The sequence below is a fragment of the Streptomyces sp. RLA012 genome (assembly GCF_056270325.1).
This window is the reverse complement of the sequence record NZ_JBWDPA010000003.1, coordinates 53,141-79,004: the sequence shown is the minus strand read 5'-3', so window position 1 is coordinate 79,004 and position 25,864 is coordinate 53,141. Positions and strand designations below refer to the sequence as shown.

The window sequence follows — 25,864 nt, the reverse complement described above, 5'->3', positions numbered from 1 at the left end:
GCAATGATCCGTCCCGGACTCGCCTGGTGGACATGGTGAGGTGAGCGTCCCAGTGCTGCTGTACCGCAGGTTGTACGTGGATCTGGTGCGCGTCGACGCGTCCGCGTGTCGCCGCGTCTGACGTCGCCTTCAGCGGTCCGGCAGGAGGCGGCCCCAGCGTGAGATCCCCGCAACGGCAGCACACAGAGGGAGAGCCATGAGGACGGTCGCGAGCTACGAGAATCGAACACGTTTTTGTGACTGAGTGCCGTAGCCGGCCCGTCCGGCCAGTTCGCGCCCAGGAAGTCCGCCGGATCTTGAGGCTGGGTCAGGTGTGAACCGGGAAGGCCGATTGGAAAGCCAGGCGAGGGGCAGCGTCCGCCCCGAGTCGAGTGAGCAGGTCATCGAGCGCGAGGTACTCCTCCCAGGGCTCCCGCTGCGTCGCACCTGCCAGCGCCCTGACGAGCCTGTCCTCAAGGCCGGAGACGCGCTTGTCCTTCCACACTTTGTCGGCTGTGCTGACCAGGAGGTCCTCCATCGTCACGACGGGGTCGTCCCAGCTGGCGTGGGTGGCGGCGAACCGAGCCAGTGCGGGCGGGAAGCCGCGGCTCAGCAGCAGGTCACGACCGGCGTCCTCGTGTGCCGAGCCGGGCCCGGCGAGCTCCTCGGGGTGCAAGACCTTGCCCACGTCGTGGGTCGCCGCACCGAAGAGAACACCGTCGCGGTCCACGGCCAGATCCGGGTAGCGGTCCTGCACCCAGTCCACCAGTTCGACCGCAACGTCATGGACCGCACGCAAGTGCGCCGCCAGCCGAGGCGGGGCGCTCAGAGAACGCAGCAGTTCCGTCACCACGGGTGGCAGCGGCCGCAGACGGGGCTCGCCCGGGGCGTCCAGGGCACGTGCCAAGAAGTCCGTAGGCTTCGCGGTCATCCCGCAGACATTACTCCCACGGGGCCCGCGGGACCGGGTACTGGTCATCACATGGCGGGACGCCGCGTGCGACGCCGGCCTGACTTAACTCCCCGAGTCCGAAAGGGGGTTGGTCACTCGGGCGGTGTATCGGTGGTGGTTCGAGTCGGTGGCGACGGCCTGACCGGGGAGTACGAGAGCTCCCACGGCCTGTCCGGGACGCGCCCCCGCCAGGGGTTCAAGGCCAGTCCCATGACCAGCAACCGAGCGCGGCAAGGACGAATCGACACCGTTCCTCCGTCGTCCGCCCACGACCCCGTATCCCAGGCACTCATATCCCTGCACGTCAGATGGGCTGGGATGGTTCCACCGTCGCCAAAGGGGCGGCAGTCGTTGCGCCGGACTCCGGTGACCGCCGATGCTCTTGGTGTCGCACCGACCACGGCTATAGGGACCAACCGGCGTTGGGCGACGTCCGACACGCATGCACTAACGGTTGCCTCCATGGCCACCGCGCTTGATACGTCGTCACACACGCTCACGATGCCGGTTGCCGTACTCGTCGCAGCACCGGCTTCGCCCCTGCTGACCAGCGGCATCCGCAACGGATCACGATCTACAGCTGCCGTGTCAGACGATCTGCTTAATTCTTGGAGGTTTGATGAAGTCCGTCATCCGAAAGGCGGCAGGCCTCGCGGGCGCGAGCGTGGCCGTCGCGGCCGCGTCCGTGACCGGCGCATCGGCAGCCCAGGCGGAGTCCCCCACCCACGGCTGCCCGTACCCCTATGTCTGCTTCTACGTGGACGAGCACGCCTATGACGCGGGCACGCCGATCGCGAAGTACCGCGATGTCACCAGTTCCTACCAGACGGTCAGGTCCCGGCCGCACTACCACGTCGTGAACACCCGGAACGACGACGTGGCGTATCTAAGGCTCCAGGACGGGAACTCGATCTGCCTGGTGCCGAATTCCGAAACCGTGTTCGCGAACGCTTACAGCGTCACCGGAATAAAGATCTCCAGCAGTTCCACCTGCTGAATCCGCTCGAACGGTCGGCGGGCGCCTCCGCAGTTCAGCAGGGATGGGACGGTTCCACCGTTGCAGGTGTGGCGGCAGCTGTTGTCGTGGATGCCCGGCGTCCTCGGAGCTGTGGGTGTCGCACCGGCCGAGGCAGAACGACCGCCCCGGCAGCAGCTTGGCAACGACACCCACCCTGCGCCTGCGTACCGGGACACCTGTGTGCCCGAGTACCCAAGGCGCGGCGTTCGGCACCCCGCGGCGCCCGCCGCCACATGACGGCCTGGGGGGCGAAGACACCGGGTCGCCTCCTGTCCGATCGGGCAGTCGGGTCGTCCTGTCCTGTCCTCGACTCGGAGGCGGACGAGGCGGCGACAAGTCGGCAGGCGCCTTCGGCACGAAAGCCGGAACCGGCCGAGAGCAACCACATACGGACCAGAAAAGGAAGACACACATGAACAGGAAGTCCCCCGCACACCGTCGTCCGGGCCGCCGCGCGGCCGTCGCCGCCGGCCTCGTCCTGGCTGTCGGACTCGGTGTGTCGACACAGGTGTCGGCACAGGCGGCCGTCCATGCCCCCGCAAAGGCGTCCACCACCGCACCGCAGTCGGTCAGCGGCACGCCCGGCCAAGCGGTGACCCGGGTCGCCGACTTCTACGGCGCGTACATCGACGCGAAGGGCGACTACACGGACCCGGACGTCACGCTGGCCACGGCGCTCCGCAAGCACTACCTGACGCCCGACTTCGCCGAGCGGCTGGCGGCCTGGGAGAAGAAGAACGAGGCGGACGGCGTCCTGCGTGCCCAAAACGTCCCGGCGCAGTGGACGGTGACCGACAACGGCACCGTGGGCCACGGCCATGAGGTCATCGTCACCCTGACCTTCGGCAGCGGAGAGACGACGCAGAAGACCAAGCTTTTCGTGCTGGTGGAGCGGTACAACCACATCATCGACATCGACACCACGAGCACCCGCTAACGGCGGAACCGCTCCGCCCGGTCTGTCCCGGCCGGGACAGGGCACCGGGGTGGGAAGTCGACGGATGCCCTCCGAGGGGCCGGATTTCGTCCCTGCCCTCGATTACAGGGGGCACCTGTGCCCAGCGGCGCCCTCTGCCGGAAGTCCGGGCAGCCGACCGTTGCCCACGAGGACCCACCGCCTGCTCGGACGCGTCGTCCGGCGTCGGTACGCCGGGCGAGGAGGTCATCCGATCGAGAAGTCAGGGAACTCGATGTCGGTGAAGGCGATGTGTAGACGGTGGCCGCGTCGGCCCCCGTCGCGGAAGCAGGCGTGTCCCAGCGCGCGGGCGAGGATCACCAACTGTTGCTGCTCGCCCGCGCCGACGTCCCGGACGGCGAACAGCTCACGAGCCACCTCTCCCGGCAGGGACTGGGTGACCCACCGCACCCGCGGATCGTCCGAGGACCCCGCCGGAGCCGCGAACCCGAAGCGCGCTCGGGTGTGGAGGACGAAGCCTTACGCTTCGGCCCGGGCACACAGGCGGGCCCGCACCCGGGGCTGCCATCGCACCAGGACCGCCTCCTCGATCACCCAGACCTTTGCCGGGCCCGACCTTTGCCGGGCCCGACCTTTGCCGGGCCCGACCTCCGCCGGGCCCGGCGGCCGCCGCGATTCCGGCTCCTTCGTCACCCAGCACTGCACGGTGCGCTGCGAAACACCCAGCAATGCGGCCACGCTCCTGGTAGAACCCTGGTGAGTCGCGAGCAGAAACCGCAGGCGAGCCTCGGTGCTCGAGGGAACGGGCCGAGTGCGCAACGCGCGCTCCAGCCCTTGCGCGATCTCTCCCACATCCGTCTCCCCAAGCGGCCTGCCGACGGGGCCGCTCCCTGCGGCCCGTGGCGTCAGATCTCCCACACCAGGCCGCCCCTGCCCGCCGGCTAACCGATGCTGTCGGTCGGCTGCTTGTGGCTCTCTTCAACGGTGCCCTGCACGACGACACCGGCACCACCGAGAACTTCACCTGGGCCCGCGCCGACGCCGTCAGGGAACCGTAGGAGCCCCGCCGAACACCTCACGGCCGAAGCCAAGAACCCCCATCCGGGACGTGTCAGACGATCTGCACTCCAGCCTCCCGCCCTCGACCAGCACAAGTACGCCACCGACCACCCACGCCAGCACCGCTGACCAGGACAAATTCAGGCTGTACAGGTCTCAATACGATATACCGGACGTGGTTTGGTGGCCCGTTGCCAAGCCGCACCACGGTCGGCGTCACCGACCTGGCCCTGGACGCAGCAGTGGAAATCGACGTGATCGCCGCGATCCCCGAGAGCACCAGCATGGCCGGCACTCCCCAAATCGCTACCTGACTTTCGCTCTGCCCTCGGCCTTGCGTGTTCGGTCGTCAGCTTCGGTTGCCGCCCCATTCGTCGTCGCGGTGCGTGTGCGGGCACGCAGGCGGCCCGCTCGTCGCATCGGGTGGGCGCCGGTTGCCACGGTCCCGTCGGTGGCTCTGCTGCTCGTCGGGGTTCGAGGAGATCGACATCGCCGACATCCCCGACGTCCCGGATCTTCCCCGGGCTGTTGTCGGTCAGCCTGGGTCCGGGAAGGTGCCGAGCCGACTGATCGTGTCGGTGATCTCTTCCGTCCATGGCCGGTGGCGGGCGCATCGCAGGCGCCGTTGGCGTGCGGTCGCGATGAGTTGGGCAGCGGCGGAGAACAGCCGCAGCCTCCCACGGCAGCAGCGACCGGCAAGCCGAGATCCGTGGCTTCCGGGGCGAGACAGCGTGACGGCGGTGGTGCCGGCCGGGCCGGCACCAGCCGCGGTCACCTCATCACCCCACCGCTCGCTCCCGGGCTGTTGGATCCAGGACCGGCCTTCGGAGACGGGTCGTGGTCTCGGACATAGACGGTGACTCGCGCCCCGTTGACGTGGGTTGTTCCGTACTCGCGGAAGTGGCGCCGCAGGGTGCTTGTTTTCGCTTCCTCCTGCGGGTTGGTCGGCGAGTGCGCACCCGCCGGGTCGCGGACCGCGACGATCCGGTCGAATTCCAGCATGCGTGCCGCTATTTCCTGGGCGGGAAGCTCGACACCTGCAAGTGTGTTCGACGAAACGGGGTCCTGTGCCAGGGCGAGATCTGTCAGGAAACGGGTGTCCTCGGGGTTGGCCGCAGTCAAGATCCGGTGCTGGCCGGAGAGATAGAGCAGCCCGTCGCCGGGACGGCCTTCCTTGCGTACGGTGGCGCCGATGGCGGTGACGTCATTGCTCCGGCTCTGGGGCGTCCTCAGCGAAAGGCTCGGCTGGACGAGCGCGGCCAGTACGGCAACCGCCGCGATCCACGCGTTGCGGGAAGACTGCTGCCGCCGGTGGAAGTAATCCATCCAGGCGCCCAGCAGCAAGGCGATTCCGATATTGCTGTAGAGCACATACCGGTCGACGAAAAGGGGCTTGACCAGTGAGGCGATCAGCAGCAGAAGGCCCGGAAGCACAAGAATCGGCACAGCCAGCACGGAAAGCCGCACGGGCCCCTTCACCCCCAGGGGCGCTCGGGCACACGCCACGCCCACGACCGCCACAACCAGGAAATAACGAAGCCGCACCGGTCCGCCGATCCAGGACACCTGTCCCGACTGCCCCGCACTGCAGATCGCCAGCGGCAACAGCCCGGCCACAACGCCTGCGGCAGCCACACTCCACGCCCTCAGCACCGGTCGTGGAGCACGGGAGACGACCAGTGTGACGCCGTGTGCAACCAGGGCGAGGACCGCGAACTCATGGAGCAGACAGGCCAGCAGCATGGTGGAGCCATAGACCGCCCACCGCCACCGGGCGCGATGCGGGACGCTGACCACGAGCGCATAGGTGGCCCAGGTGACCAGGGCACAGACCATGGCATACGAGCGGCCTTCCTGCGCGTACTTCTGTACCTGGGGAAGGAGCGGAAACACCAGCCCGGCCAGCAGCCCGGCACGGGGTCCCGCCAGGCGTAGCGCCAGAAGCCCGACTCCGCTCGCCGCCACGGACATTGCCAGCACGGACGGCAGCCGCAACGTCAGCAGCCCTCCGCCGAAGAGACCGAAGATCTCATGCATCACGGCGTAGTAGAGGGCATGGACCAGATCAACATGCTGTGCGGTGAGCCATATCTGCGAAAGATCGCGGTGCGCGAGCTGATAGGTGACGGACTCGTCCCCCCACATGGTGTTCTTCCTGCGGATACCCCAGAGCCCCAGAGCGATGGTCAGCGACAAGGGCGCGATGACGACAACGGCTTCGGCCGGGCTCGGTGATTGTCGACGGGCGGATACGGGAGGGGAAACCGTCCTGGCCACGGCGGGGGCACGTTGATCAACGGACATCGGCGGCAGGGCCCTTCAGCAGTGGCGAAGACACTCCGCCAGCGTGCCCGGACCTCGTTGACCGGAGGCTGACCCAACCTGACCGGCCGATCAGGAAGGCGGGCCGACGCTGTGCGAGGCTGCACCGCATGCGCATCCTGGTGGTCGAAGACGAGGTGGACCTTGCCCACACCCTGCACACCGGTCTGACCGCCGAGGGCTACAGCGTCGACCTCGCCCATGACGGCCGGCAGGGACTGTGGATGGCCCGGACCGGCGAATACGCCCTTGTCGTACTGGACTTGATGCTGCCCGGACTCAACGGCTACAAGATCTGCGCCCAGCTGCGCCGGGAGGGCAACGCGACCCCCATCCTGGTACTCACCGCCAAGGACGGGGACTGGGATCAGGCAGAGGCCCTGGACACGGGGGCCGATGACTACCTGGCCAAACCCTTCTCCTACATGGTGCTCGTCGCACGGCTGCGGGCCCTGGTCAGACGGGCCGCCACGGTCGCCCCGCCCGTCCTTGCCGTGGGCGACCTCTCCTTGGACGTCGCCGGCCGGGTCTGCCGCCGGGCCGGGGCCCGGGTGGAACTCACCCCCCGGGAGTTCGCCGTCCTTGAGCTGCTGGCCCGCCGGGCGGGCCAGGCGGTCTCCAAATCGGATCTGCTCTATCACGCGTGGCCCGACGAGGCGCTGGATCCCAACCTGGTGGAGGCGCGCGTCAGCGCACTGCGCAAGAAGGTGGACGCCGCGTTCGGCCGGCAGTCCCTGCAGACCGTACGGGGTACCGGCTACCGGCTGGTGGACGACCGTGAACGCGACTGAGGTACGACGCCGCTGGTGGCCGCGTTCGGTACGAGCCCGCGCGGCCCTGGCCGCCGCCTCGACCGCCGCCGTCATCCTGGTCGGCATCGGCTGGTGGATGCACAGTGACGTCTACCGCCAGGGCACACAGATCACCGAAGGACAGGCCGAGGAACAGCTCTGGGCTCTCGTGGATCAGCTGAACGGGGGTGTGGTTCCCGTTCAGCGAAGCGCGGTGCCGTACGAGGTCGTCGCGAGCGGCCGACGCGCCGCTGTCGCCTACGGCGGAGGCGTGGAAGCCCTCGATCCCGGCACCCGCCATGTGCTGCCCGCCCCGTCGGAGGCCAGGGAGCCCGGACTCCTGACGATCGTTCCCCTCCGTATACCGGTGCGCGACTCCAGCACCGGGGACAGATCCGATATGGCCGGCAGAACCTACACGGTCATGTTCGCCGATATCAGCGCCGATCAACTCAGCAGTGACAAAGCCGCCGCTCTGGGCGTCGCCGCCGACGCCGACCTGCGGGTCTATGTGGTGGTGCTCCCGCACACGGCCGAGGCAATGGCCAGGACCACCGACCTCCTGCTGCTGCGGGCCGGGCTCGTCAGCCTCGTACTGATCGCCGCCGTCACCTACTTCGCCGTCCGCATCGCGCTGCGGCCGGTCGAAGCCATCCGCGTCCTCACCGCCTCGGTCACCGCGAGCCATCCCCGCGAACGCGTCACCGTCCCCGCCACGGGACACGAGATCACCGCCCTGGCCACCACCATCAACACCACCCTCCAGCGCCTCGACAACGCCGCCGCCCAGCAACGCCGCTTCGTCGCGGACGCCGCCCACGAACTACGCAGCCCCCTCACCACACTGCTGGCCAGCCTGGAAGTCGCGCTCGCCTACCCGGAACGCACCGACTGGCCCGCCGCGGCCAACACCGCCGCACGACAGACCCGCCGCCTCCAGGCCCTCGCCGAAGACCTGCTGCTCCTCGCCCGCCTCGACACCCGCACCCCCATTGCCAGTCCCGAAACCGTCGACCTGACAGCCCTCGCCTCTCAGCTGACCGAGCAATACCCCCTCACCGAAAGACCGTTGACCCTCACCTGCGACGGCTCCGCCCCCGCCCCCGCACGCGGAAACCCCGACGAATACGAACGACTGCTGCGCAACCTCATCGACAACGCCGCCCGCCACGCCGTACACCGCATCCAGATCACCATCCGAAACGAGGACGACTGGATCGTCCTCACAGTGCACGACGACGGACCGGGCGTGCCCACCGAGGACGCCGAGCGCATCTTCGAACGCTTCGTCCGGCTCGACGACGCCCGCTCCCGCGACCAGGGCGGCACCGGCCTGGGTCTCGCCATCGCCCGCGACCTGGCCCACCGCCACCGAGGCACCCTCACCCTCACGCCCCGGACCCTCGGAGCATGCTTCCAGCTACGCCTTCCCCGGGCCCCCACCCCAGCCGAGAAATGACGCGCTTCACCGCGGCAGCCCTTCGGAACCGTAAGACCACCAGATGACCACGCCCACTGCCACTGCCACTGCCACAGAAACGATCATCCACTTCACCCGCCACCTGGCTGACCCCGGCTGCTGTGGACCTCCACCGCCCGACCCGCGCGCGGCTCGGAGATCACCGCCTGCCGCCACGACGACCTGGCCGGCCGACTCCGCGCGGCCGGCCTCGCCGCGATCGCCGACCTCGGCTTCGTCGGCCTCGACGGTGGTGGCGACGACAGCAGCGACCCGGCGGTCATCACCGGCTGCAAGAAGCCCGAGGGCAAGAAGCTCCCGCCCGCGAAGAAGCAGGTCAACCAGCTGATCGCTGCAGAACGAGCCGTCTGCGAACACGCCTTCGCACACCTGAAGAACTGGCGCGTACTGACCCGGCTCCGCCTCGACGTGAAGCGGGCCACCCGGCTCGTCCGCGCGCTGATGGTCCTCAACTGGCACGCGATCGCCCGCTGACCGACGATCTTCACCGCAGACAGCCGCCGCCGACCAGCACGAGCATGACCTCACCCCACCCATGCCACCCCCGTGACCTGCACGTTCAAGATGAACACAACTCATTCGGCAGGGGGCACGAAGGACTGCGCCTCCTCGTCGGTGATGAACTCGGCCTCCGCAAGCACCAGACCCTGCAAGTGGGCGTCGAAAACATCAACTCCCAGGGGAGGAAGGCTGAGACGGGCCTTGGACAGCACCCGGGCCGGCAGGGAGGCGAGCAGGTCGTACTCGGCCGACGACAAGTACGTATTGGTGATCAAGCCCTGGGTGGCACGCGCGTACGTGCCCCACGACGAGGGCGCCGGACAGTTCTCCGTCGGCCGTAGCCGCAACCACTCATTGGCCACCGCCGTTGCGCGCACCCCTCGGCCGTCCTCGAACAGAAGGTCATCGTCGACGAGGAACGCCATCCCCTCGGGGATCGTCGGCTTCCCAGATAGTCCCCAAGACTCCCAGCCCTCACTGGAGTAAAACGCCAGCTCCATGCCCACGACCGTACGGACGAGACACAGCTCGCCGCACCCCACAAGTGCGTTCGAGCACTACCCCCCGTACCCCTGATGAGACACGGCAGTTGTGCGTAAACAACCCCGGTTGTGGAGGGCGTTGTACCAGGTGAGTGCGGTGTCGCGGTCGGTGGTGGCGGAGACGGCCTGGATCGGGGTGTTCGTGGGCAGTTCTGTCAGGAGGTTGAGGAGAGCGGCGCGGCGCTCGCTGTACGGGCGCGGCCGGACATCGCCGAACGGCAGTTGCAGGGCGCCGAAGGCGAGGCTGAACAGGCGGGTGCCCGGGTGCTCTGCCGCGTTCAGGGCGCGGTCCACATCGGGCAGCGGCGCGCCCTGTGGCGCTTCCTCGCAGTCCGGTGCGTGCAGGACGGACCGGGCCGGGCCGCTGGGGCGTTGCGACAACCACTAGAACTTAGTGGTCGGCGCTGGAAATCCTTCGGGGGTTGATCAAGCTGCCGGGGCGACGGAGGATTCTTCTTGTCGGTCGGCGGATGCATGCCGGTCGAGCCGGGCCAGTAGATCGTCCAGGTCGGAGGTGGTGAACCTCCGCCCGCCAAGTGGCAGATCCCTCAGTCTGCGCAGGTAGGAGTCGTGCACCCGTTCCGAGAACCGGCTGCGGTCCGGACACGCCGCGCCGGCTGCCCGACCTCTGGCTGTCACGTCGACCGTGCCGTAGGCGGCGGTAACCGCCTCGACGTCCAGCTCGTCGATCCCGTCGAACACGAGAGAGTCCCAGAACGATGTGTCGACCTTCATGAGCACTACCGTCACCGGTCACAGACACGACCAGAGCAATCCACAGGTACCTGATGGAGCGTCAGTGACGCCCGTCATGCGGCGAGGCGTACGCGGTCTCGCACAAGTACGGCCCCTCGCAGTCGAGCACCGCGATGACTTTCCGCTACTGCTCCCCAAGATCTGGGCCAGAACCCCAAAGAAACAGGCACAGCCGACGAAACAGCGAACGAAGAAGTCAACTACCCCACGGCCCCGCCGCACAGGTTAAAGATCAAGTCAGGGGGACATGACCGCTGATCGCCGACGACCCCGATGAGCTCGGTCTCTCTGGGCCTACGCCGCCGCGCCGGGTGGCGAACTGCGCCCGCAGGAGTTGGCCGATGTGGCTGGCCCGTGTGGGCGCGGGTTCTTGATCAACTATGTCGCGACTGCGTTTTGCGCGTCACGGTGAGACCTGCCGCTTCGGGGCGTCCATCTTCACCAGATGTGACGATGCTGTGCGGAACTCCCGTGCAGCACCCTTTTTCTGACAGCCATCCGGCACCGGGTCGGACGGCTATCTGACAGTCATCCGGCACCGGGCCGGACGGCTAGGGGAAAAGGGGAGAGAAGATGAGAGCAACAGGGCAACCACGCCTGGGCCTGATGTCCCTCGTTGCGCTGCTGTGCGGGCTCCTTTTACAGGTGCCATGGGCGGGATCCGCCGCCGCCGCACCGAGCTCCCGGCCGGCGCCAGGACCGTCGGTGAGCGCATCTGCCACGGGGCAGCGGACGGTGACGTTCCAGGCCTCCGCCAAGGCGCGTGCGGCGGCCGCGACCGGCACCATCACCTGCACGGTCGGCGCCGAGGACCCGTATCTCGTCGGCACGACGGTGCAGGGCGTCAGCGGGGTGCAGTGCCTCGACGAACTCGGTGTTGAGGCCAACATGCAGTTCATTGACCTGCGGACGGTTCTCGGCCGGGACAACTACACCGCGGATCAGGGCTACGTATTCGGCCCGACCGGCGGCTACTTGACGGACGCCGTATTTGCGCAGTGCAGTTCCACATCCCAAAAGTTCTTCACATACGCCGACTCCTACCTGATCCCCCCGCCGGGCTACGTCCCTGACCACCTGCTCCTCTCCGACGCCAGCAACCTCGTGGGAATTGCCTGCCCCAAGTAGGCGCCACGCAGAGCTGAGGCCCCTGTCCCCGGACAGGGGCCTTCGCGCCCGAACCCCTCACACCGGGGATTGCCTTCAGTTGTGATCAACGGCCTGCCGACGCTGCCGCCCCAGCCGGTCGCTGCGCGGAGGTCGCAGGGACCGCCGCGTCCTGGGTCAGCCCCGCGCGAGCGCCCGGTTCACCACAACGCTCAGGACCCGTACGCCGTGAGTGGAACCTGGATGGATGCCGATGAGCTCCTTTACGCGTTGGAGGCGGTAGTCCAGTGTCCGGCGATGGACGTTCAGCGCCGTCGCTGCTTTTTCCCGATGCATATCGTTCTGGTAGAACATGTCCAGTGTGCTGATGAGGTCAGGGCCGTGGGAGAGCCTCTCGTAGACGTCCCGCAGCCAGTCGTCGGCCTCCGGCAGCCGCGCAACGCCGAGTTCAGCGAAGACGTCGGCCAGGGTGTGCAGGTGCCGTGGTCCGGTCTGGACCGGGGCCACCTGGCTGACACTCCGCGCTTGGGTAAAGGCTCCGGCCAGCGCACCGACAGGACCGGTACTTGCGCCGATCGCGCACGTACCTCCCACGGCTTCGGAGATGTCGCGCACCAACGAGAGCGCGTGGTTCTCCACCATCGCGTCGACGGGCCTGTCGGGGCGGTTGGGCGTCAGGGCCACCAGTTCCCCGGGATCGTGCCACATGATCGGCGTTCTTCGGTGCTGCAGAAGGGCCTGGGTGATCTCCTCACGCCGGGCGTCCGTGGGACGGGAGTGGCCGGGAAAGCGAAGGACGGTCACCAGATAGCGAGGGTGAAGGCGTATGCCGACGCCGTGCGCCAGGCTCGACGCGGCGGGGTTGTCGGTAACGAGGGCTTCGGTCAGCGTACGGACGCGGCTGATGAGGGACGCAGCCTGCTGCTGCCCGTGGACGAAACCGGACATGTAGGCGTCACTGCCCCGTGATCCCTGCGGGCCGAACCATCTCATCAGGCGCATGAGATCGTCACCGTCGCGGGACTCGGTCGCCCTGTGGATCTCACGCAGCATCAGGCTGGTGTGCGAGACGACCAGCCGCTGGTGCGATGACAAGGACAGCCCCTTCTCGGCTCGCTGTTTCCCCACCGACACCATCAACGCGAGATCGTCCGCGCCGAGAGGCTGCTCCTGCTCCGCCAGTTCAACGGTCCGGCTCCTCAACCACATGGTGTAGTCCAGCGCCTCTGCACGAGAGCGGACGTCCCGCTCCAGCACGCGGTACTCGCGGATCTCACGCCGGTAGACATCCATCGCCTGCCGAGCGTTGGTGTCCAACTGTCTCATCAGTCTCGTGAAGAGATTCCCCATGCCGTCCTCCCGATCTCACCCTGTTTCGACGCCTGTCGTGCGCAACCGGCCCTCGCATGTCCCGTTGATCGATCCGCTGCCCTTTTGCGCAGGCAGGCCTCATGGGGAGGTCACGGGCCGATGACGTGCCGGTCGTGCGGGTCCCACCCTCGTGGGGAGATCGTCTCGGCACTCTCCCCCCGGCTGCTGTTCGTCCGAACTGCCGTTGCTGGATTGCCCTGTTGTGACGTTTCTTCAAGACATATGACATCTATGGCATGAGCGCCCAAGACCGGAGGCCACCGGACCGAGCACGGCCGGCTCGGCACGCAACAGCCCGACATCGGCCAGACAGTCCCTGCCGAGCGCGACCGCGAGCGCCACATCCAGCATGGCCTCGCCCGGATCGTGCACCGCACGCGCCTTGCGCCACGGCGCCGGCGCCGCTGATATCGCCGCATCCAGACCGGACTTGCGGACCGTCTCCTCCAACAGCACGAACCCGGCCTGAGAGACCACCCCGCGACCACCGCCCTCTACGCGGACATGCTGGTACGACCCGATACGCTTTTTCACCTTCGCTTTCACCTTCGCTTTCACCTTCGCTTTCACCTTCGCTTTTATCCCTGCGGGTGGTGAGTCGCAGGTCTTGCGGCTGTTTTGACTGCGGGATGGCGGGGTGCGGGGCCTCGGCGGGTGCCTTGGGGACGGCCCGCGGAGCGTCCGCAGGGTTGTGGCGGGTTGGCCGGTGTCCCCACTGCTGCTTGAACGTGACGAAATCGTCGGCGGACACGGCCGGGTGTGAGCCGAGCTGGCGGCAGCGGTTTCTCCCATGGCAGTCGGTGGTCGGCCACCAGGGTTCGGGCGAGGCGAAGCTGGGTGTAGGCGGCGATGATCAGCCAGGTTCACCGGTCAGCCTGCTCGGGCGTGCGGGGCCGGGGCAGGGTCCGGTTCAGAGTCTGGCGGGCGAAGCGGAAGGTGTGTTCGACGTCGAAGCGGCGGGTGCAGGCCCGCCAGAGCAGGTCCGGATCGGGGGTATGGCCGGGTGGCCCTGTCCACCACAGCCACAAGGTCTTCGGTGCTCGGTTCCGGCCGGGCAGCCGTCGACGGTGAGCCGGACCAGGGTGCCGGGGATGATGGGGCGCGGGCCGCGGCTGCCATGGCCGTCGTGCTGCTGGGTCTTGGCGTGCAGGCGGTGCCACATCTGCACGGTCACTGCGCCGTACTGCTCGTCCGTGCATGTGTGGACGGCGTCCGGGGCCGGCCGGGTGGTGGGGCCGGGGCAGGCGAATTTCGCGCCGTGGCGGCGCGGCCGTCCGGCAGTCGTCCTGTGCTGTGGCGGTTGGTCCGCGTAGAAGGACCGGTCGGACCGGACCCGGACGAGGATCTGGGCCGGGACGGCGGTGAGTTCGAGGGCCAGGCGGACGGAGTCGTAGCCGCCGTCGAACACGAACAGTGGTGTCTGCCGGCCCAGTCCGGGTCGTCGTCGCAGCAGGCCGCTGATCTGGCAGGCGGCGACCGTACTCGGGTTCTCGCCCGGGACCAGGCGCCGGGCATCGACCGGAGCGGTCCACGAGTTCGTCGTCAGCTCCGGGCCGACGAGCCAGGAGTAGGCCCAGCCGGCCACGACCGGCCGTCCCGCCGAGTGCCTGGAGGGATGGTAGTAGTAGCCGCGCCCGGGTGAACACTCCGCGTCGCTGCGGACCCAGACGCTCACGTCCACCGCGAAGACCGGACATGACGCGCCGGGCAGCGAGTCGGCGAACAGCGCACGTGCCGCTTCGGCGCCCACACGGCCGTTCGCCAGGGCCGCATAGGTACTGCCGTGACCACGCCGGTGCAGCCCGGCCAGCGACAGATAGGGCAGAGAGATGACCGGGCCGGCTGCCGGCAGGGCGTCGGTCAGCTCGAACAACGCATCAGCCAGTCGGGACAGACGGTCGTACCAGCCCCTGCGGAAGCGCATCAGGTTGGCCTTGCCCTGGCGGCCTGCCCCCGCCCCGAGCACACTGACAGCGACGGCCATCGCACCCTCCCCTGGTCGTCACCTACCTGGAGAGTCCCGCGATGGCCGTTCCATGTCCCGCACCTCACCCAACCAACCGTCCACGGGCAGGGCGCAGGGATAAGAGCGAAGGAGCGCGCATCCAAGGGTGAGGAAAGCCTCGTGGATGTCGTCCCGTATCTCCCAGCGGATCCGCAGGTGGCGAAACCAGTGCAGGTGAGCGAACGCACGCTCTACGACCCGGCGTTGGGTTCCGAGGGCGGAGCCGTGCTCGGTGCCGCGGCGGGCGATGACCGGCTTCACTCCGAGGTCCCAGACGAGCCTTTGGCCCTCACCTGGACCACCGCATCCCGGCCCGACACCGATGGCGTCTTGCCCCGGCCTCAGCCCGGTGGCTGCCGTCGGGCCGTCCGCCTGACCGGCTGTGCCCCGTCACGCCTTGGCTTCTGACGGCGTTGCGGCTGCGCAGGACTTGCGCTCTGCAAGAGGACCTGAAGCGGTAAGCAAAGGGAGACCACGAGGGCCCCGTCCGCAGGACTTGGAGGTCGGTCAGCCTCTGTGGGCTGACTCCGGTCTTCCGGAGTGACTCGATCGTAGCTGCGCCCCGACGGCCCGTGCCGACCGACCGGTTCCTTGCCGAGGACGAGCGGCTCGTCGGATCTGCCGTCGACGGCCAGCAGTTGCCCGGCTGCGACGGCGGCGAACTCCTCCGGCAGAACCGTGGCGATCGCGGCTGTTCACGCTGGAGGTTCACGACACCCCGCTCAAGCGGGTTGCCGTCACTCCGCCAAAGCCCCAAGTCGCCGATCGGACCAGCTCGGCAAGGATCTGCCGGCGGTCTCATGCCTGTCGCCCGGCCGGCCGAGACGGCGGCGGACGGCCGCTCCGTCACGGTGAGGGCCACACACGGATCCTGCGACGACGGCCCCGTCGTCAAGGTGCTGGAGACGGACGAGAGCGTGGTGCTGTACGCCTCCGTCGCGGGGGAGCGGAGCGGCCCCCGCCCCGCCGTCATGACCGAACAGAGCGTGAAGGTGGAACTGGGGAAGCCGCTCGGCGACCGCATGCTCCTGGACGCCTTCACCGGCCGGCCGGTGCCGTACGGAGAACCCAACGGGCCATCACCCAGCTGGTCCTGGCGGCCTGAGCCGGAGGCTCGTCGTCTTCGGCGCGCCCTGAGTGCGTGCTTGTGGACCACGTTCCGTCCGCACCGTGAGCGAGATCACAACCTAATTCGAGGGGTCCCTCATGTTATTCTGGATGTATGAGTCACCAGCACGCCCTGTCCGCGCCCCAGGCGCCGGCCAAACCGCTGCGCCGCGACGCGCAGCGCAACAGGGACGCGATCGTGGCCGCTGCCCGCAAGGCCTTCGCCGAGCAGGGGCTGGACGCTTCCCTGGAGGGTGTTGCCCGCGAGGCGGGCGTGGCGATCGGCACGGTCTACCGTCACTTCCCCCGCCGGCTCGACCTGGTCGAAGAGCTCTTCACCGCGAAGTTCACGGATCTGCTCGCCGCGGCCGAAGAGGCCGCAGCCATGGACGACGCCTGGGAGGGGTTCTGCTTCTACCTGGAAAAGCTCTGTGAACTGCAGGCCTGTGACCGCGCCTTCAATGACCTGGCCTCGGCTCGCCTGCCGGTCCATGCGCTCGGCAGGGGAATGTTCGAGCGCACGAAGGAACGGCTTGCTCAGATCTTCCGCAACGCCCAGGAGCAGGGCGTCCTGCGTGACGATGTCACTCCGGAAGACGTCGCTTTCGTGATCTGGTCCCAGGTGGGGATCATCCAGGCCACCCGTGCCGTCGCCCCCAACGCCTGGCGCCGCCACCTGCACCTGCTGCTCGACGCCTTCCGCGCCGAGTGCGCCCACGAGCTGCCCGAACCCTCGCTGACCCCCCAGCAGGTCGAGCAGACCCTCACCACTCTCGAGTGCCCCGAAGAGGAGTGCCACGAGTGCCGCGAGGAGGCATGAGCCGCGGCTGACGACGTCGGGCAACAGGGCATACCACGTCGGGCAACGCGGCATACAGCGGGACATGCGGCGGGCCCGGTGCCGCGGTCGGCATCCGGGCCCTCAGTCCTACGAGGGGCGTCACCATTCAAGGGGATGGCGTTCAGTTTTCCGCCAGCAGCTGTGCCAGCTCGGCGTCCAGGTCGAGCCGGCTGGATTCGGCCCCCGGCGGCACCACGGACCACGTTTCGCGCAGGAAGGATTCCATGCCCTGCGCGGGGAACTCGAGGAGGGCCGATCCCGCAGGCGAACGAAGAACCATGCACACCGCATCGCGTCCCGAGCCGCCGGTCGGCCACATGCGCACGTCTCCGTGCCCGGTGTGCTCGCTCAGAGCCTGAGCCAGCATGTCGCGACTGAGGAACCACTCGACCGTTCCGCTCTGGTCCAGGGTGTGGAAGACGGCACGCACGGCATAGGGATCATCCGCGTCGTACCGCAGTGCTGCACGTATCGACCCCGACAGGTCGTGCGACACGACAAGCCGCACGGGTAGCTCGTGTGCCACGGTTCTGACCGATCTCACTGTCCCTCATTTCCACGTTCCCGCTCGCCCGGCACTGCGATCGCTCCCCGTGTGCTTCGAGACGCGGGGCGTGGCAGTACCACTGGCGCGACCAGTAGCGCCGGAGGACGGGAGCAGCACACACGGCTCCCGCGTGCTGTTTCCGTTCGGCCGGGCGGCGATTTCACCGGCTCGCGCTCGTTGTCGGCTCGGCGAGCGGTCGGTTTGACGAGTCGCAACGGCACAACCCAAAGCCACGTCGTTGCGGCCGGTCAAACCGACCGTGCTGGCCTGCGGCCACATCAGCGCTGGTCCGCGTACCACGCGACCTGGTCGAGGTACCAGCGCTCGGCGCTGACGCGGTGCCACGTCGTCGCCTCGTCCCAGCGGTACCCGTCCCAGACGTACATGTGGCTACCGTTCCAGCGCTCTTCCCCGTAGTGGCCCTGGCGGTCGTCGTTCGTGTACCAGCCGCGGGGTGCGCCCCAGCTGTCGTCCTGTGCCTCGCGGTGAGCGCTCTGGTATCCGTCCGCGCGGTCGCCGCTGGTGGTGAAGGCGGTGATCGCGGACTGCGTGTGCTCCCCGGGCGCCGAGGCCGTCGCCGCTGACGCCGTGCCGCTGACTCCGAGAAGGGCTCCGCCTGCCAGCGCCGTAGAAGCGACAGCGGTCGAGACGCGCTTGATCCACTTGTTCATGGTCATCTCCTTGTGATGTGCCGCGATTCCGTTGACCGGGCGGCCGTCCTGTCCGTGATCCGGGGAATCCGGATCGGCCGGGTGCCGAATTGTGAGGATCATCCGGAGGGGTCCCTCATGTTCGACGTTGCCCAGCGTACTTGAGGGGCCCCTCATGTTTGCGGTGAGGCTCATCACAGCACGTCGCAGGGGTCGACTGGCACGAGTGGCGCGACGGCGGCCGAGGCGGCGGGCGCCGGGTCTGACCTGCAGGAACGGGCATCCGGGACCCGGGGCGCCGACGCCAAGCTCGCGCTGGGAGCCGCCGGGATCGGGGGCCGCCTGCGCCGCGACCTGCACATCGGGGATGTCGTCGCCGTGTAGGAGGCCAGGCCCAGTTCGCTGTAGAGCGTGCTGGGCCTGGTGCGGGGGGGTATCCGGGGTCCGACCTGTGGTGGGCACACACCGGGGCCGGCCCCGGCGACCAGCGCCTTGGCGGTGATGGTGCCCAGGGCCGCGGCGACCGGGCGATGACGCAGCCGGCGCTGCCGGCGCCGCCGCACCGACATCGCCTGGACGACCTCCATGTGGGGCGCGCACCGGGGGAATTGAGGGGCGGTGAAGTGAGGTGGCATGGGCAGGGCGATGCCGTAGGCCAGGTAGAGCTGTTTGTAGAGCCGCCAACGCCGAGGCGCCCACCGATTACTGGCTGTCCAACCTGCCGGCCAGCACACCGATGGCCGACCTGGTCCGTCTGGCCAAGGTCCGCTGGCGCATCGAGCACGACTACCGCGAACTCAAACACGGCCTGGGCCTGGGATTGGACCACTTCGAAGGCCGCTCCTGGCCAGGCTGGCACCACCACGTCACCCTCGTGACCGCTGCCCACGCCTTCCTCACCGAACAGCGCCTGGCCCCAAAAGCGCCCGCACCGGTCTCACCCTCTACCGAACCCGGAACGGTTCAGTGTCCCTTCGCCGTCGGCCGGGCGCTGGGCCAAGGAGATCGCGGCACGCATCCCGTCACAAGACTGATGCCGTCGCCGGCGGCGCGACTGGACCGATCTTTTCGCCGAGATGTTTTCGGCGTCTCATCGGACAGGTCGTTCGGGGATCCTCGGAAGAATCCTCTCGGCGATGTTGAGGAGAACGCTGTCGTTCGGGAGGGCTCCGGACGTGCTCCACACGGTGATGTCGCAGTAGCCGCCTCGGTCATTACGGTCCAGGGCCACGGACAGCGTCCTGGCCAGGGGGCCTTCTTCGACCGGTCCACCGGATCCGCCACTCCCGAGATTGATCTCGAGCTTCATGGTGTGATCCGAGGCGAGGACCGCGGGCCGACCGAGAACCGTAAGCGTCTTGATGTCCTTCTCATCCCCGAACTTCATCAGCTTCACGTACTGGTCGATCGACAGCTCGTTGTAAGTGGCCGAGACATTCACGGTGTACGTGTCGAACGTGACCTCGACCTCCGGTTGGGCGACCTTCCCATCAGTCAGAGGAGCGGTGTTGTTGCTGCTGGAAGCAGTGGTCGCGGTCTCTCCAGGCGTTCCAAGGAGCTTGGCCAGGTCTGGCCGGTTGAGCGCCTTGCACAGCTCTTCACCGGTCACAGGCTGGGGCGTGTCCTTGTAGGCCTTCGGCAGCTCCTCGTGTGCCCCGCCCGAACACGAGGCGGGCTGCGGGGCGTTGTCGTCGGACGGCGTGAAGCGTGGGGCCACCCACAGCGCGGCCGCGAGTGCCCCGAACACGGCCACGGCCGCGACGGCCTGGCTCCATGCGTTGTGCTCCTTCTCCGGAGTGTCCGGGCCGGGACGCGGCCCGGTTCCGGCCTGGGCCTGGGGCTGGGGCTGGGGCTGGGGCTGGGCGACAGCATCGACTGCCGCCCCGTTTGCGGAGGCTGCCGGACTCGGGTTCCGGCGTGCGCGCAGGGCCCGGATCACCGCGTAGACGCGTACTGCGGTGAACACGAGGAACACCACGCCGAGACCGGCCGCGACCCGATCGTGATCGCGGACGGCGAGATACATGATGCGTACGCCGAGAACAGACCCGACCGCGATGAGCAGGGGCTCGCGGACCCAGAACGGCAGGAGACGGAGGAGGAAACCGAGCATCCAGCGATCTCACCAGGACAAGATCACATTCGCCATGATGGAAGCCACAGTTCCGGGCACGTGCAGGGCCTGCCGAAGCAAGAGACGCCAAGCCGACGATCCCGAGACCGGCTATCGGGACGACAGCGGGTGCAGGGGCTGAGCCAAAGCTGTACGAAAATCTTGCCAGAGGTTGAGCGCGCCGAGGTCTTCGTCGTCGGTGAACAGCAGGAAGCCCATCATGCTGCCCACACCGAGCGCGCGGGCCTGGGGAGCGTGGGCGGGCCGGCGCTGGTGTTCGCCGGTGAGGGTGGGCGATGCGGAAGACACGCTCGCCCTGTGAGGTGCGGGCGGCGTGTGACAGCACGGGCCGGGGCAGTCGGAAGACGGCGGTCGGACGGCCCGTGGTCCTGCCGCCCAGAGTGCTGTCCGGGGTCTTCCCGGCCGGTCGGCCGAGGTACCGGTCCGGTGTGGCGCCGGTCCGGTGTGATGCGCAGCTGTTGTCCGCGGCCTCGTCTCTCGTGTGGTCAGGACTGCTCGCGTGGTCAGGACTGCTCGCGGCAGTCTTCTTCGGTGCACTCGAGAGTGACGAGGGTCTGGTCGACCTGCTGGCTGGTCAGAGGAGGTTCGGGCAGTTCGTGGGCGCCCTCGGTGCGGAAGGCGTCGAGCATCAGGTGGAGGTGGCGGCGCCAGGCTCGGGGGGCGATGGTGCGTGTGGCCTGGATGATCCCGGCCTGGGACCAGATCACGAAGGCGATGTCCTGCGCGGTGACGTCGCCGCGCAGGACGCCCTGTTCCTGGGCGTTGCGCATGATCTGGATGCAGAGTTCCTTGGCGCGTTCGTACATCTCGCGGCCGGCCACGTGAAGGGGCAGCCGTGCCGAGACCAGGTCGTTGAAGGCGCGGTCGCAGGCCTGCAGCTTGCAGAGTTTCTCCAGGTAGCGGCAGAACCCCTCCCAGGCGTCGTCCATGGCCGCGGCTTCTTCCGCGGTGGTGAGCAGTTCCGTGTACTTCGCGTTGAAGAGTGTTTCGACCAGGTCGAGCCGGGTGGGGAAGTGGCGGTAGAGCGTGCCGATCGCGACGCCGGCCTCGCGGGCGACGCCCTCCAGGGACGCCCCGAGGCCCTGCTCGGAGAAGGCTGTGCGGGCGGCGGCCACGATCGCGTCCCTGTTGCGCTGTGCGTCACGGCGCAGGGGTTTCGCCGGTGTCTCGCTCGCGGACGGGGCGTGGTGGTGGCTCATGACTCGAGCGTAACATGAGGCCCCCCTCGAATTTGGTTGTTGTCATGTTTCCGATCGCAATCTCGCCCCTCCGACGTGCTGTGATGAGCCTCACCGCAAACATGAGGCACCCCTCGGGTACGGTGGCAGAGCCGAACGTGAGGCACCCCTCCGGATGACCTTGCGGCAAGCCGACCGACCCGGGATTTCCGGATCTCGGTTCACATGGAAGCGGCGGCCGCCAGTTCGGCGAAACCGCGGCAGTCTCGCAAAGGAAATGACCATGAACAGCATGACCAAGCGCGTCTCGATCGCACTCGCCTCCACGGCACTGGCCGGCGGAGCCCTTCTCGGAGCCGGCGGCTCGGCGTCGGCAGCCACGACTTCGGTGCCCGTGCAGCACACGCAGTACGTGTCCGCCACCTCCGCGACCAGCAGCGAGCGAGTCGGCCGCCACACGGACGACGACCGCCGCGACGACCACCGTGGGCAGGACACTGTGCGCTACGTACGGGCTGCGGACCACGAGGGCGAAGCGGCCTCGTGGCGCGGCGTCAGCGCCGCCCGCTGGTACGAGGACCAGGTCGACGAAGCGGCCTCGTGGCACGGTGTCAGCGCCGCCCGCTGGTACGAGGACCAGGTCGTGTGGTCCCTGAACCACAGCTGACGCGGCCCGAGCCGTCCCACTCCGGAACGCCGGCGCCTGCCCACACAGCAACACGGCCGCACCCCCGGCCGACCAGGATCCCGGATCGCGCGCCCCACGGCGGTCCGCACCCGCATGGAGACGAACGCCGCACGCAAGGCGAAGGCACTCTGGCCCTCAGCGCCCGCCACGCCGACCACGGCCAGGCCCGCACCGACACATGAACCTCGTCGACCGCTTCCCTTGCCGATCGTTTCCCCACACGCCGTGACATCCCGCCGGACCGGGCAGGTCCTCTCCACGCCGGGACAGTCACCCGACGCGAACGCCGAGAACACCACCCCAGGGCGATCGACCGAACGATCGACCGGCCGGGGGCCGGATCCGGGGCCGCAGTGGTCACAGAAGTGCCCGATCAGTCTGCCGACGACGTGCAACCGTACTCATGGCCAGCAGTTCCTTTCCTCGCTCCGGTTGCAGCGAGCCGGGGGAGCCCCGGACGCCGAAGCGGTCAGCAGGACTGCTCGCGCGGCCGGCCGGATCGTTTGCGGTGATCGGCTCGCCGTCGTGCGGTGCCGACGGACTTCGGGCGCGTCGAGGCGCGGGCGCGCCACGCGCCCGCGGTGACCGAACCGGTCCCGTCGGTCTTGCCGCGGACCACACGTCGATCTCCATCAGGCCCTCAGCGCGGCCGCCGAACTGCTCAGCGACCGTGCCCGGTTGCTTCCTCACGCTCGAGACGGCGGGCAGGTATGGGCGACTGGAGGCGCTGGCCCGCAACAAGGTCAACGTGAAGAAGGTCCTCACGGCCTGGCCGGACATGCTGCGGGTGGCCGGCTCCCTGGTCACCAACCAGATCCGGGCCTATGACCTGCTGCGGATGTTCGGCCGCGAGGGCCACCCGGCCCCGCTGGGGCGAGCGTTCGCCGAGTACGGGCGGATCGCCAAGACCCTCCACCTCCTGGCGGTGGTCGACCCGGTCGACGACACCTGTCGGCGCCAGATGCACAAGCAGCTCACCGTCCAGGAGCCCCGGCACAAGCTCGCCCGCGACATCTGCCATGGCAAGAAGGGCACCATCCACCAGACGTACCGGGACGGGATGGAAGATCAGTTGGGCTCGCTGGGTCTCGTTTTGAATGCCGTGGTGCTCTGGACCACGCGGTACATCGACGCCACCGTCGCCCAGCTCTGTGCCGAGGGCCACGAGATCCGCGACGAGGACGTGGCCCGGCTCTCCCCGCTCAAGCACAAGAATTTGAACGTCCTGGGCCGCTACAGCTTCACCGCCTCCACCCCGGCCGGCGGCGGTCTGCGGCGGTCTGCGGCCGCTGCGCGACCCGGACGCCGCCGGGCTCGACGAGGACGACGAGGAGTAGGCGGCGTCAGCCGGCCCGGCCTGCCCGGCGGCCGGGGCAGTGTCGGCCGGGGCAGTGTCGGCCGGAGGAGATAGGAGGGTGCTACCAGTAGAGCGCTCAGTCGTGTCGGTCGTGGTCCAACTGGTATGGGTCATGTCAAGGACGATCTTTCCCCGTCGGGGCGGTCGTGCGGCTGTCTCGTGTGCCTGTGCTGCCTGATGGGCCGGGTAGGTGTCCCGGACCGGAACGCGGAAGCGGCCCCGGTCGGCGAGTGCTGTGGCTGACGTGAGTCCGTGGACGCCGTCGGGCCGGCCGCCGAAGCGGCCCATGGACAGCCGAACTCCGTACGTGGATGCCCCGAAGTCGGCCAGAGTGACGACGCTGTCCGCGGTGCCGACCAGTTCGATCAGTTCACTCAGCGACCCGGCCCCCGCGACGTCGAGTGCCCGGTCGACCGGAGCGGCGGTCAGTGCGCGGATCCGGACGGGCAGACCGCGCCCGTAGTCCACGGGTTCAACCCCCAACTCCCTTGAACACATCATCGCGACCGCCCGCGAGGCTTTCGCCGCGGAGGGCGTGGACCTTCCCATGCGCGAGCTCGCGCGGCGTGCCGGTCTGGGCATCGCGACGCTGTACCGACACTTCCCCACCCGCACGGACTTGATCAGCGCGGCCCTTGCCGGGCATGTGGCGGCCTGCCGGGCTGACATGCAGGCCGCACTGGCGGAGCCGGACGCCTGGACCGCGCTCAGCGGAGCCATCCGCCAGTTCGTGGAACACCGGATCCGGGCCCCCGGCCTCAATGAGGCCCTGCTGGGCTCACACACGGCAGGCGACGCGTTCCGCAACGACCGGCGAGCCCATGCCGCAGCACTGGAACAACTCGTCGCCCGCGCACACCAGCAGCGGGTCCTGCGGCGAGGGACCTCCGTCACAGACGTCCGCGTCGGCCTGATGGCGATCTCCTCGCTGCGCCCTACGCAGGCCAATCGACGGCCCGATGCGATCCGCACCTTGCTGGGTCTGCTTCTGGCGGGACTGCACTCGCCCGATCACTGAACTGCCGAGGGCTCGGGCCGCGCCCCTGCCCCCTACCGTAAGAGGCCATCGGTTGAGGGCATACGTCGGCTTCGGTAGGAACATCGGAACGAAAACCGGCGCTACCGGCAGCCTCGGGCCATGGGCGTCACGCACGGTCATTCTCATAAATGGTCATCTGTGAGAGTTCTGCGACAGGCCCCGGAGTGATCACGTTTCCGCAGGTCGCGCTTGCCCGGGCTGTCACGGGGGGAACCGTTCCGGGCGGAAGTCCGCAAGCATCTCATCTCTCTTCCCGCTGAGGATCTCCGAAGCAAGCAGCCGGCCGATTACCGGCCCGAGCGTGATGCCGCTGTGAGAAACGGCCTCGTAGTAGCCCGGCACAGACGGCACCGCTCCCACCGAGGGGAATCCGTCGGCTGGGATGGGCCGGTCGGCTACCCGTGTCTGTGTGATGCGGGAGTTGCCGAGCTCGGGAACGGCGTGCCGCGCCGATTCGTGGAGCAGCCGCGCGAGTTGCGCTGGATCTTCGCCCGTGTCGATGAGTGCGTCGATCTCGCGGCTGTGCAGGACTACCGAAGCGTCTCCGTCAGGACGGATCTCGATGTGAGGCGCGTGCATGACCCGTTGAACCGGGATCTGAGCACAGTCGACCCGGGTGACGACGCCGGGTTCCCGGCGCATCGGCAAGTGCCGTGCGATGAGCCCGGCGACGTGGGAGGCGCTGGGGCCTGCTGCGTTCACGACAACGTTGACGTCGAGACAGCTCCCATCGGATAGAGCAACTGTCCGGATGCTCCCGTCGGCACCGGTGCCGATGTCACAGACCGCGGTGCCGGACCGGAGCTCGGCGCCGGATGCAACGGCCTGGCCGACCAGGCGGCCGACGAGATGACGTCCGTGCACCCAGGCTTCGTCGGGGTAGAACACGACTGGAACCTCGCCCGGCATCGTGAGAGCAGGTTCGAGGCGGCGGCGCACCTCGGCCCCCGTGTACACCTCGACCCGGTAGTCCCAGCTGGCCAGTAGTTCGGCTGTTTTCAGGAACTTCGCCTCCGCTGCGGGATCGTCTGCCCAGCGCAGGTGGCCGCTGGGATACCACCATGAGTCTGGCCCGATGGCCCTGGCAAGTTCACGGTAGGCAGCCATGCCCGCGACGTTCAGGTCGAAGTAGGACTTGCGCACGGTCTTGTTGCTGGCGTTGACCCACGAGAAAGACCAGTTGGTGACGCCTTCGCCCGGCTGGCCTGCGTCGATGAAGACCACCTTGGCGCCGTGCCGGGACAGGTTCCAGCCCACGCTGGCTCCGAGGATGCCCACTCCGATGACAGCAACACGTTCAGGCCGCTTCAGGGACCCGATCCTCACGAACGCCCCCTTCCCAGATCACGGGCGAACTCCCGTTTCCAGCTCGGGCACCAGTAGTCCTCTCGTCGTGCGGCAGACAGACGACGATCAGGCTAGCCAGCAACGCAGACACCTACACCCGAACGCGGGACTTCGGCCGGAACCCCAGCTCACCGAGACCGACCACCGGCCGTTCGACTTCAAGATCACCTCACGGCC

25 protein-coding genes and 8 pseudogenes are annotated in these 25,864 nt (G+C 68.3%); 13 read left to right on the top strand and 20 right to left on the bottom strand.

The annotated features are described in order from the left end of the window. Positions 1-307: 307 nt before the first annotated feature. The gene (locus tag RV986_RS52950) at positions 308-910 is read right to left on the bottom strand and encodes an HD domain-containing protein (protein WP_475924830.1); all 603 of its coding nucleotides are present in this window, start codon (positions 908-910) and stop codon (positions 308-310) included. A 640-nt stretch (positions 911-1,550) separates the two neighbouring features. Here RV986_RS52950 and RV986_RS52945 point away from each other — a divergent pair. Both RV986_RS52945 and RV986_RS52940 read left to right on the top strand, forming a co-directional pair. Beyond that, positions 1,551-1,928 carry a hypothetical protein gene (locus tag RV986_RS52945; RefSeq protein WP_475924829.1) on the top strand — a complete coding sequence of 126 codons (378 nt, stop codon included), beginning with the start codon at positions 1,551-1,553 and terminating at the stop codon, positions 1,926-1,928. 433 nt (positions 1,929-2,361) lie between these two features. Then, positions 2,362-2,886: a hypothetical protein gene (locus RV986_RS52940; RefSeq protein WP_475924828.1), complete on the top strand. Its 525-nt coding sequence runs from the start codon at positions 2,362-2,364 to the stop codon at positions 2,884-2,886. Positions 2,887-3,111: 225 nt separating this feature from the next. Here RV986_RS52940 and RV986_RS52935 read toward each other — a convergent pair. Further along, positions 3,112-3,372 (bottom strand): annotated as a pseudogene (locus RV986_RS52935) (telomere-protecting terminal protein Tpg); the annotation flags it as partial. A gap of 12 nt (positions 3,373-3,384) precedes the next feature. Next, entirely contained in the window at positions 3,385-3,717 is a 333-nt protein-coding gene (locus tag RV986_RS52930; protein WP_475924827.1) for a helix-turn-helix domain-containing protein, read from the bottom strand. 266 nt (positions 3,718-3,983) lie between these two features. Here RV986_RS52930 and RV986_RS52925 point away from each other — a divergent pair, with 266 nt between their 5' ends. Beyond that, positions 3,984-4,238: a RidA family protein gene (locus tag RV986_RS52925; RefSeq protein WP_475924923.1), complete on the top strand. Its 255-nt coding sequence runs from the start codon at positions 3,984-3,986 to the stop codon at positions 4,236-4,238. Between the two features lie 457 nt (positions 4,239-4,695). On the opposite strand, the gene RV986_RS52920 is transcribed toward RV986_RS52925, so the two are convergent. Then, the gene (locus RV986_RS52920; protein ID WP_475924826.1) at positions 4,696-6,228 is read right to left on the bottom strand and encodes a glycosyltransferase family 39 protein; all 1,533 of its coding nucleotides are present in this window, start codon (positions 6,226-6,228) and stop codon (positions 4,696-4,698) included. 128 nt (positions 6,229-6,356) lie between these two features. Between RV986_RS52920 and RV986_RS52915 the strand changes: the two genes are divergently transcribed. The 3 genes from RV986_RS52915 (at position 6,357) to RV986_RS52905 (ending at position 8,991) form a co-directional block, all read left to right on the top strand. Continuing rightward, on the top strand, positions 6,357-7,037 hold the full coding sequence (locus RV986_RS52915) for a response regulator transcription factor (RefSeq protein ID WP_475924825.1): 681 nt from the start codon (positions 6,357-6,359) through the stop codon (positions 7,035-7,037). Beyond that, positions 7,024-8,496 carry a sensor histidine kinase gene (locus RV986_RS52910; RefSeq protein ID WP_475924824.1) on the top strand — a complete coding sequence of 491 codons (1,473 nt, stop codon included), beginning with the start codon at positions 7,024-7,026 and terminating at the stop codon, positions 8,494-8,496. The genes RV986_RS52915 and RV986_RS52910 overlap by 14 nt, the downstream gene beginning before the upstream one ends. A 117-nt stretch (positions 8,497-8,613) precedes the next feature. Beyond that, positions 8,614-8,991 (top strand): transposase family protein, encoded by a 378-nt coding sequence (locus RV986_RS52905; RefSeq protein ID WP_475924922.1) that lies wholly within the window; start codon positions 8,614-8,616, stop codon positions 8,989-8,991. Between the two features lie 101 nt (positions 8,992-9,092). Here RV986_RS52905 and RV986_RS52900 read toward each other — a convergent pair whose 3' ends face one another. From RV986_RS52900 to RV986_RS52890, 3 genes are read right to left on the bottom strand one after another with little or no spacing between them, the layout of a single operon-like run. Next, positions 9,093-9,518 carry a CYTH domain-containing protein gene (locus tag RV986_RS52900; RefSeq protein WP_475924823.1) on the bottom strand — a complete coding sequence of 142 codons (426 nt, stop codon included), beginning with the start codon at positions 9,516-9,518 and terminating at the stop codon, positions 9,093-9,095. Between the two features lie 57 nt (positions 9,519-9,575). Continuing rightward, positions 9,576-9,941 (bottom strand): hypothetical protein, encoded by a 366-nt coding sequence (locus RV986_RS52895; RefSeq protein WP_475924822.1) that lies wholly within the window; start codon positions 9,939-9,941, stop codon positions 9,576-9,578. Positions 9,942-9,986: 45 nt separating this feature from the next. Further along, positions 9,987-10,295, bottom strand: coding sequence for a hypothetical protein (locus RV986_RS52890; RefSeq protein ID WP_475924821.1), 309 nt, complete (start codon positions 10,293-10,295; stop codon positions 9,987-9,989). 726 nt (positions 10,296-11,021) lie between these two features. On the opposite strand from RV986_RS52890, the gene RV986_RS52885 reads away from it, so the two are divergent. Next, positions 11,022-11,444: a hypothetical protein gene (locus tag RV986_RS52885; RefSeq protein WP_475924820.1), complete on the top strand. Its 423-nt coding sequence runs from the start codon at positions 11,022-11,024 to the stop codon at positions 11,442-11,444. 156 nt (positions 11,445-11,600) lie between these two features. On the opposite strand, the gene RV986_RS52880 is transcribed toward RV986_RS52885, so the two are convergent. The 4 genes and pseudogenes from RV986_RS52880 to RV986_RS52865 form a co-directional block, all read right to left on the bottom strand. Beyond that, positions 11,601-12,749 carry a PucR family transcriptional regulator gene (locus RV986_RS52880; RefSeq protein ID WP_475924819.1) on the bottom strand — a complete coding sequence of 383 codons (1,149 nt, stop codon included), beginning with the start codon at positions 12,747-12,749 and terminating at the stop codon, positions 11,601-11,603. 297 nt (positions 12,750-13,046) lie between these two features. Continuing rightward, positions 13,047-13,328, bottom strand: a pseudogene (locus tag RV986_RS52875) (transposase); the annotation flags it as partial. A gap of 376 nt (positions 13,329-13,704) precedes the next feature. Then, the gene (locus RV986_RS52870; protein WP_475924818.1) at positions 13,705-14,778 is read right to left on the bottom strand and encodes a transposase; all 1,074 of its coding nucleotides are present in this window, start codon (positions 14,776-14,778) and stop codon (positions 13,705-13,707) included. 18 nt (positions 14,779-14,796) lie between these two features. Next, positions 14,797-15,063 (bottom strand): annotated as a pseudogene (locus tag RV986_RS52865) (hypothetical protein); the annotation flags it as partial. Between the two features lie 536 nt (positions 15,064-15,599). On the opposite strand from RV986_RS52865, the gene RV986_RS52860 reads away from it, so the two are divergent. Further along, the gene (locus tag RV986_RS52860; RefSeq protein ID WP_475924817.1) at positions 15,600-16,025 is read left to right on the top strand and encodes a hypothetical protein; all 426 of its coding nucleotides are present in this window, start codon (positions 15,600-15,602) and stop codon (positions 16,023-16,025) included. Next, positions 16,022-16,726 (top strand): TetR/AcrR family transcriptional regulator, encoded by a 705-nt coding sequence (locus RV986_RS52855; protein WP_475924816.1) that lies wholly within the window; start codon positions 16,022-16,024, stop codon positions 16,724-16,726. The genes RV986_RS52860 and RV986_RS52855 overlap by 4 nt, the downstream gene beginning before the upstream one ends. A gap of 142 nt (positions 16,727-16,868) precedes the next feature. On the opposite strand, the gene RV986_RS52850 is transcribed toward RV986_RS52855, so the two are convergent. The 3 genes from RV986_RS52850 to RV986_RS52840 all read right to left on the bottom strand — a co-directional run bounded on the left by RV986_RS52850 (position 16,869) and on the right by RV986_RS52840 (position 18,531). After that, positions 16,869-17,255, bottom strand: coding sequence for an SsgA family sporulation/cell division regulator (locus tag RV986_RS52850; RefSeq protein ID WP_475924815.1), 387 nt, complete (start codon positions 17,253-17,255; stop codon positions 16,869-16,871). A gap of 317 nt (positions 17,256-17,572) precedes the next feature. Further along, positions 17,573-17,965: a hypothetical protein gene (locus tag RV986_RS52845; RefSeq protein ID WP_475924814.1), complete on the bottom strand. Its 393-nt coding sequence runs from the start codon at positions 17,963-17,965 to the stop codon at positions 17,573-17,575. A 173-nt stretch (positions 17,966-18,138) separates the two neighbouring features. Beyond that, positions 18,139-18,531 (bottom strand): hypothetical protein, encoded by a 393-nt coding sequence (locus RV986_RS52840; protein ID WP_475924813.1) that lies wholly within the window; start codon positions 18,529-18,531, stop codon positions 18,139-18,141. A 98-nt stretch (positions 18,532-18,629) separates the two neighbouring features. On the opposite strand from RV986_RS52840, the pseudogene RV986_RS52835 reads away from it, so the two are divergent. Further along, a pseudogene (locus RV986_RS52835) lies at positions 18,630-18,905 on the top strand (IS701 family transposase); the annotation flags it as partial. 129 nt (positions 18,906-19,034) lie between these two features. Here RV986_RS52835 and RV986_RS52830 read toward each other — a convergent pair. The 3 genes and pseudogenes from RV986_RS52830 to RV986_RS52820 form a co-directional block, all read right to left on the bottom strand. Beyond that, positions 19,035-20,057 carry a DUF6215 domain-containing protein gene (locus tag RV986_RS52830; protein ID WP_475924812.1) on the bottom strand — a complete coding sequence of 341 codons (1,023 nt, stop codon included), beginning with the start codon at positions 20,055-20,057 and terminating at the stop codon, positions 19,035-19,037. Between the two features lie 165 nt (positions 20,058-20,222). Continuing rightward, positions 20,223-20,391, bottom strand: a pseudogene (locus tag RV986_RS52825) (antitermination regulator); the annotation flags it as partial. 190 nt (positions 20,392-20,581) lie between these two features. After that, entirely contained in the window at positions 20,582-21,277 is a 696-nt protein-coding gene (locus RV986_RS52820) for a TetR/AcrR family transcriptional regulator (RefSeq protein WP_475924811.1), read from the bottom strand. 262 nt (positions 21,278-21,539) lie between these two features. Here RV986_RS52820 and RV986_RS52815 point away from each other — a divergent pair, with 262 nt between their 5' ends. After that, positions 21,540-21,923 (top strand): hypothetical protein, encoded by a 384-nt coding sequence (locus RV986_RS52815; RefSeq protein WP_475924931.1) that lies wholly within the window; start codon positions 21,540-21,542, stop codon positions 21,921-21,923. A 38-nt stretch (positions 21,924-21,961) separates the two neighbouring features. Here the strand turns inward: RV986_RS52815 and RV986_RS52810 are convergent. Then, a pseudogene (locus tag RV986_RS52810) lies at positions 21,962-22,102 on the bottom strand (DUF6207 family protein); the annotation flags it as partial. 551 nt (positions 22,103-22,653) lie between these two features. On the opposite strand from RV986_RS52810, the pseudogene RV986_RS52805 reads away from it, so the two are divergent. Beyond that, positions 22,654-23,281, top strand: a pseudogene (locus RV986_RS52805) (Tn3 family transposase); the annotation flags it as partial. Positions 23,282-23,430: 149 nt separating this feature from the next. Here the strand turns inward: RV986_RS52805 and RV986_RS52800 are convergent. Continuing rightward, positions 23,431-23,799, bottom strand: a pseudogene (locus tag RV986_RS52800) (zinc-binding dehydrogenase); the annotation flags it as partial. Here RV986_RS52800 and RV986_RS52795 point away from each other — a divergent pair. Next, positions 23,798-24,319, top strand: coding sequence for a TetR/AcrR family transcriptional regulator (locus RV986_RS52795; protein WP_475924921.1), 522 nt, complete (start codon positions 23,798-23,800; stop codon positions 24,317-24,319). The pseudogene RV986_RS52800 and the gene RV986_RS52795 sit on opposite strands and share 2 nt — an antisense overlap. 222 nt (positions 24,320-24,541) lie before the next feature. Here RV986_RS52795 and RV986_RS52790 read toward each other — a convergent pair whose 3' ends face one another. After that, entirely contained in the window at positions 24,542-25,666 is a 1,125-nt protein-coding gene (locus RV986_RS52790; protein WP_475924810.1) for an NAD(P)/FAD-dependent oxidoreductase, read from the bottom strand. Positions 25,667-25,864: the final 198 nt, after the last annotated feature.

Bases quoted from the DNA above. Each gene is read 5' to 3' on its own strand.
- RV986_RS52950 (WP_475924830.1), bottom strand. From the start codon at position 910: ATGACCGCGAAGCCTACGGACTTCTTGGCACGTGCCCTGGACGCCCCG.
- RV986_RS52945 (WP_475924829.1), top strand. From the start codon at position 1,551: ATGAAGTCCGTCATCCGAAAGGCGGCAGGCCTCGCGGGCGCGAGCGTG.
- RV986_RS52940 (WP_475924828.1), top strand. From the start codon at position 2,362: ATGAACAGGAAGTCCCCCGCACACCGTCGTCCGGGCCGCCGCGCGGCC.
- RV986_RS52920 (WP_475924826.1), bottom strand. From the start codon at position 6,228: ATGTCCGTTGATCAACGTGCCCCCGCCGTGGCCAGGACGGTTTCCCCT.
- RV986_RS52915 (WP_475924825.1), top strand. From the start codon at position 6,357: ATGCGCATCCTGGTGGTCGAAGACGAGGTGGACCTTGCCCACACCCTG.
- RV986_RS52900 (WP_475924823.1), bottom strand. From the start codon at position 9,518: ATGGAGCTGGCGTTTTACTCCAGTGAGGGCTGGGAGTCTTGGGGACTA.
- RV986_RS52890 (WP_475924821.1), bottom strand. From the start codon at position 10,295: ATGAAGGTCGACACATCGTTCTGGGACTCTCTCGTGTTCGACGGGATC.
- RV986_RS52880 (WP_475924819.1), bottom strand. From the start codon at position 12,749: ATGAGACAGTTGGACACCAACGCTCGGCAGGCGATGGATGTCTACCGG.
- RV986_RS52870 (WP_475924818.1), bottom strand. From the start codon at position 14,778: ATGGCCGTCGCTGTCAGTGTGCTCGGGGCGGGGGCAGGCCGCCAGGGC.
- RV986_RS52860 (WP_475924817.1), top strand. From the start codon at position 15,600: ATGCCTGTCGCCCGGCCGGCCGAGACGGCGGCGGACGGCCGCTCCGTC.
- RV986_RS52855 (WP_475924816.1), top strand. From the start codon at position 16,022: ATGAGTCACCAGCACGCCCTGTCCGCGCCCCAGGCGCCGGCCAAACCG.
- RV986_RS52845 (WP_475924814.1), bottom strand. From the start codon at position 17,965: ATGAACAAGTGGATCAAGCGCGTCTCGACCGCTGTCGCTTCTACGGCG.
- RV986_RS52840 (WP_475924813.1), bottom strand. From the start codon at position 18,531: ATGGAGGTCGTCCAGGCGATGTCGGTGCGGCGGCGCCGGCAGCGCCGG.
- RV986_RS52830 (WP_475924812.1), bottom strand. From the start codon at position 20,057: ATGCTCGGTTTCCTCCTCCGTCTCCTGCCGTTCTGGGTCCGCGAGCCC.
- RV986_RS52820 (WP_475924811.1), bottom strand. From the start codon at position 21,277: ATGAGCCACCACCACGCCCCGTCCGCGAGCGAGACACCGGCGAAACCC.
- RV986_RS52815 (WP_475924931.1), top strand. From the start codon at position 21,540: ATGAACAGCATGACCAAGCGCGTCTCGATCGCACTCGCCTCCACGGCA.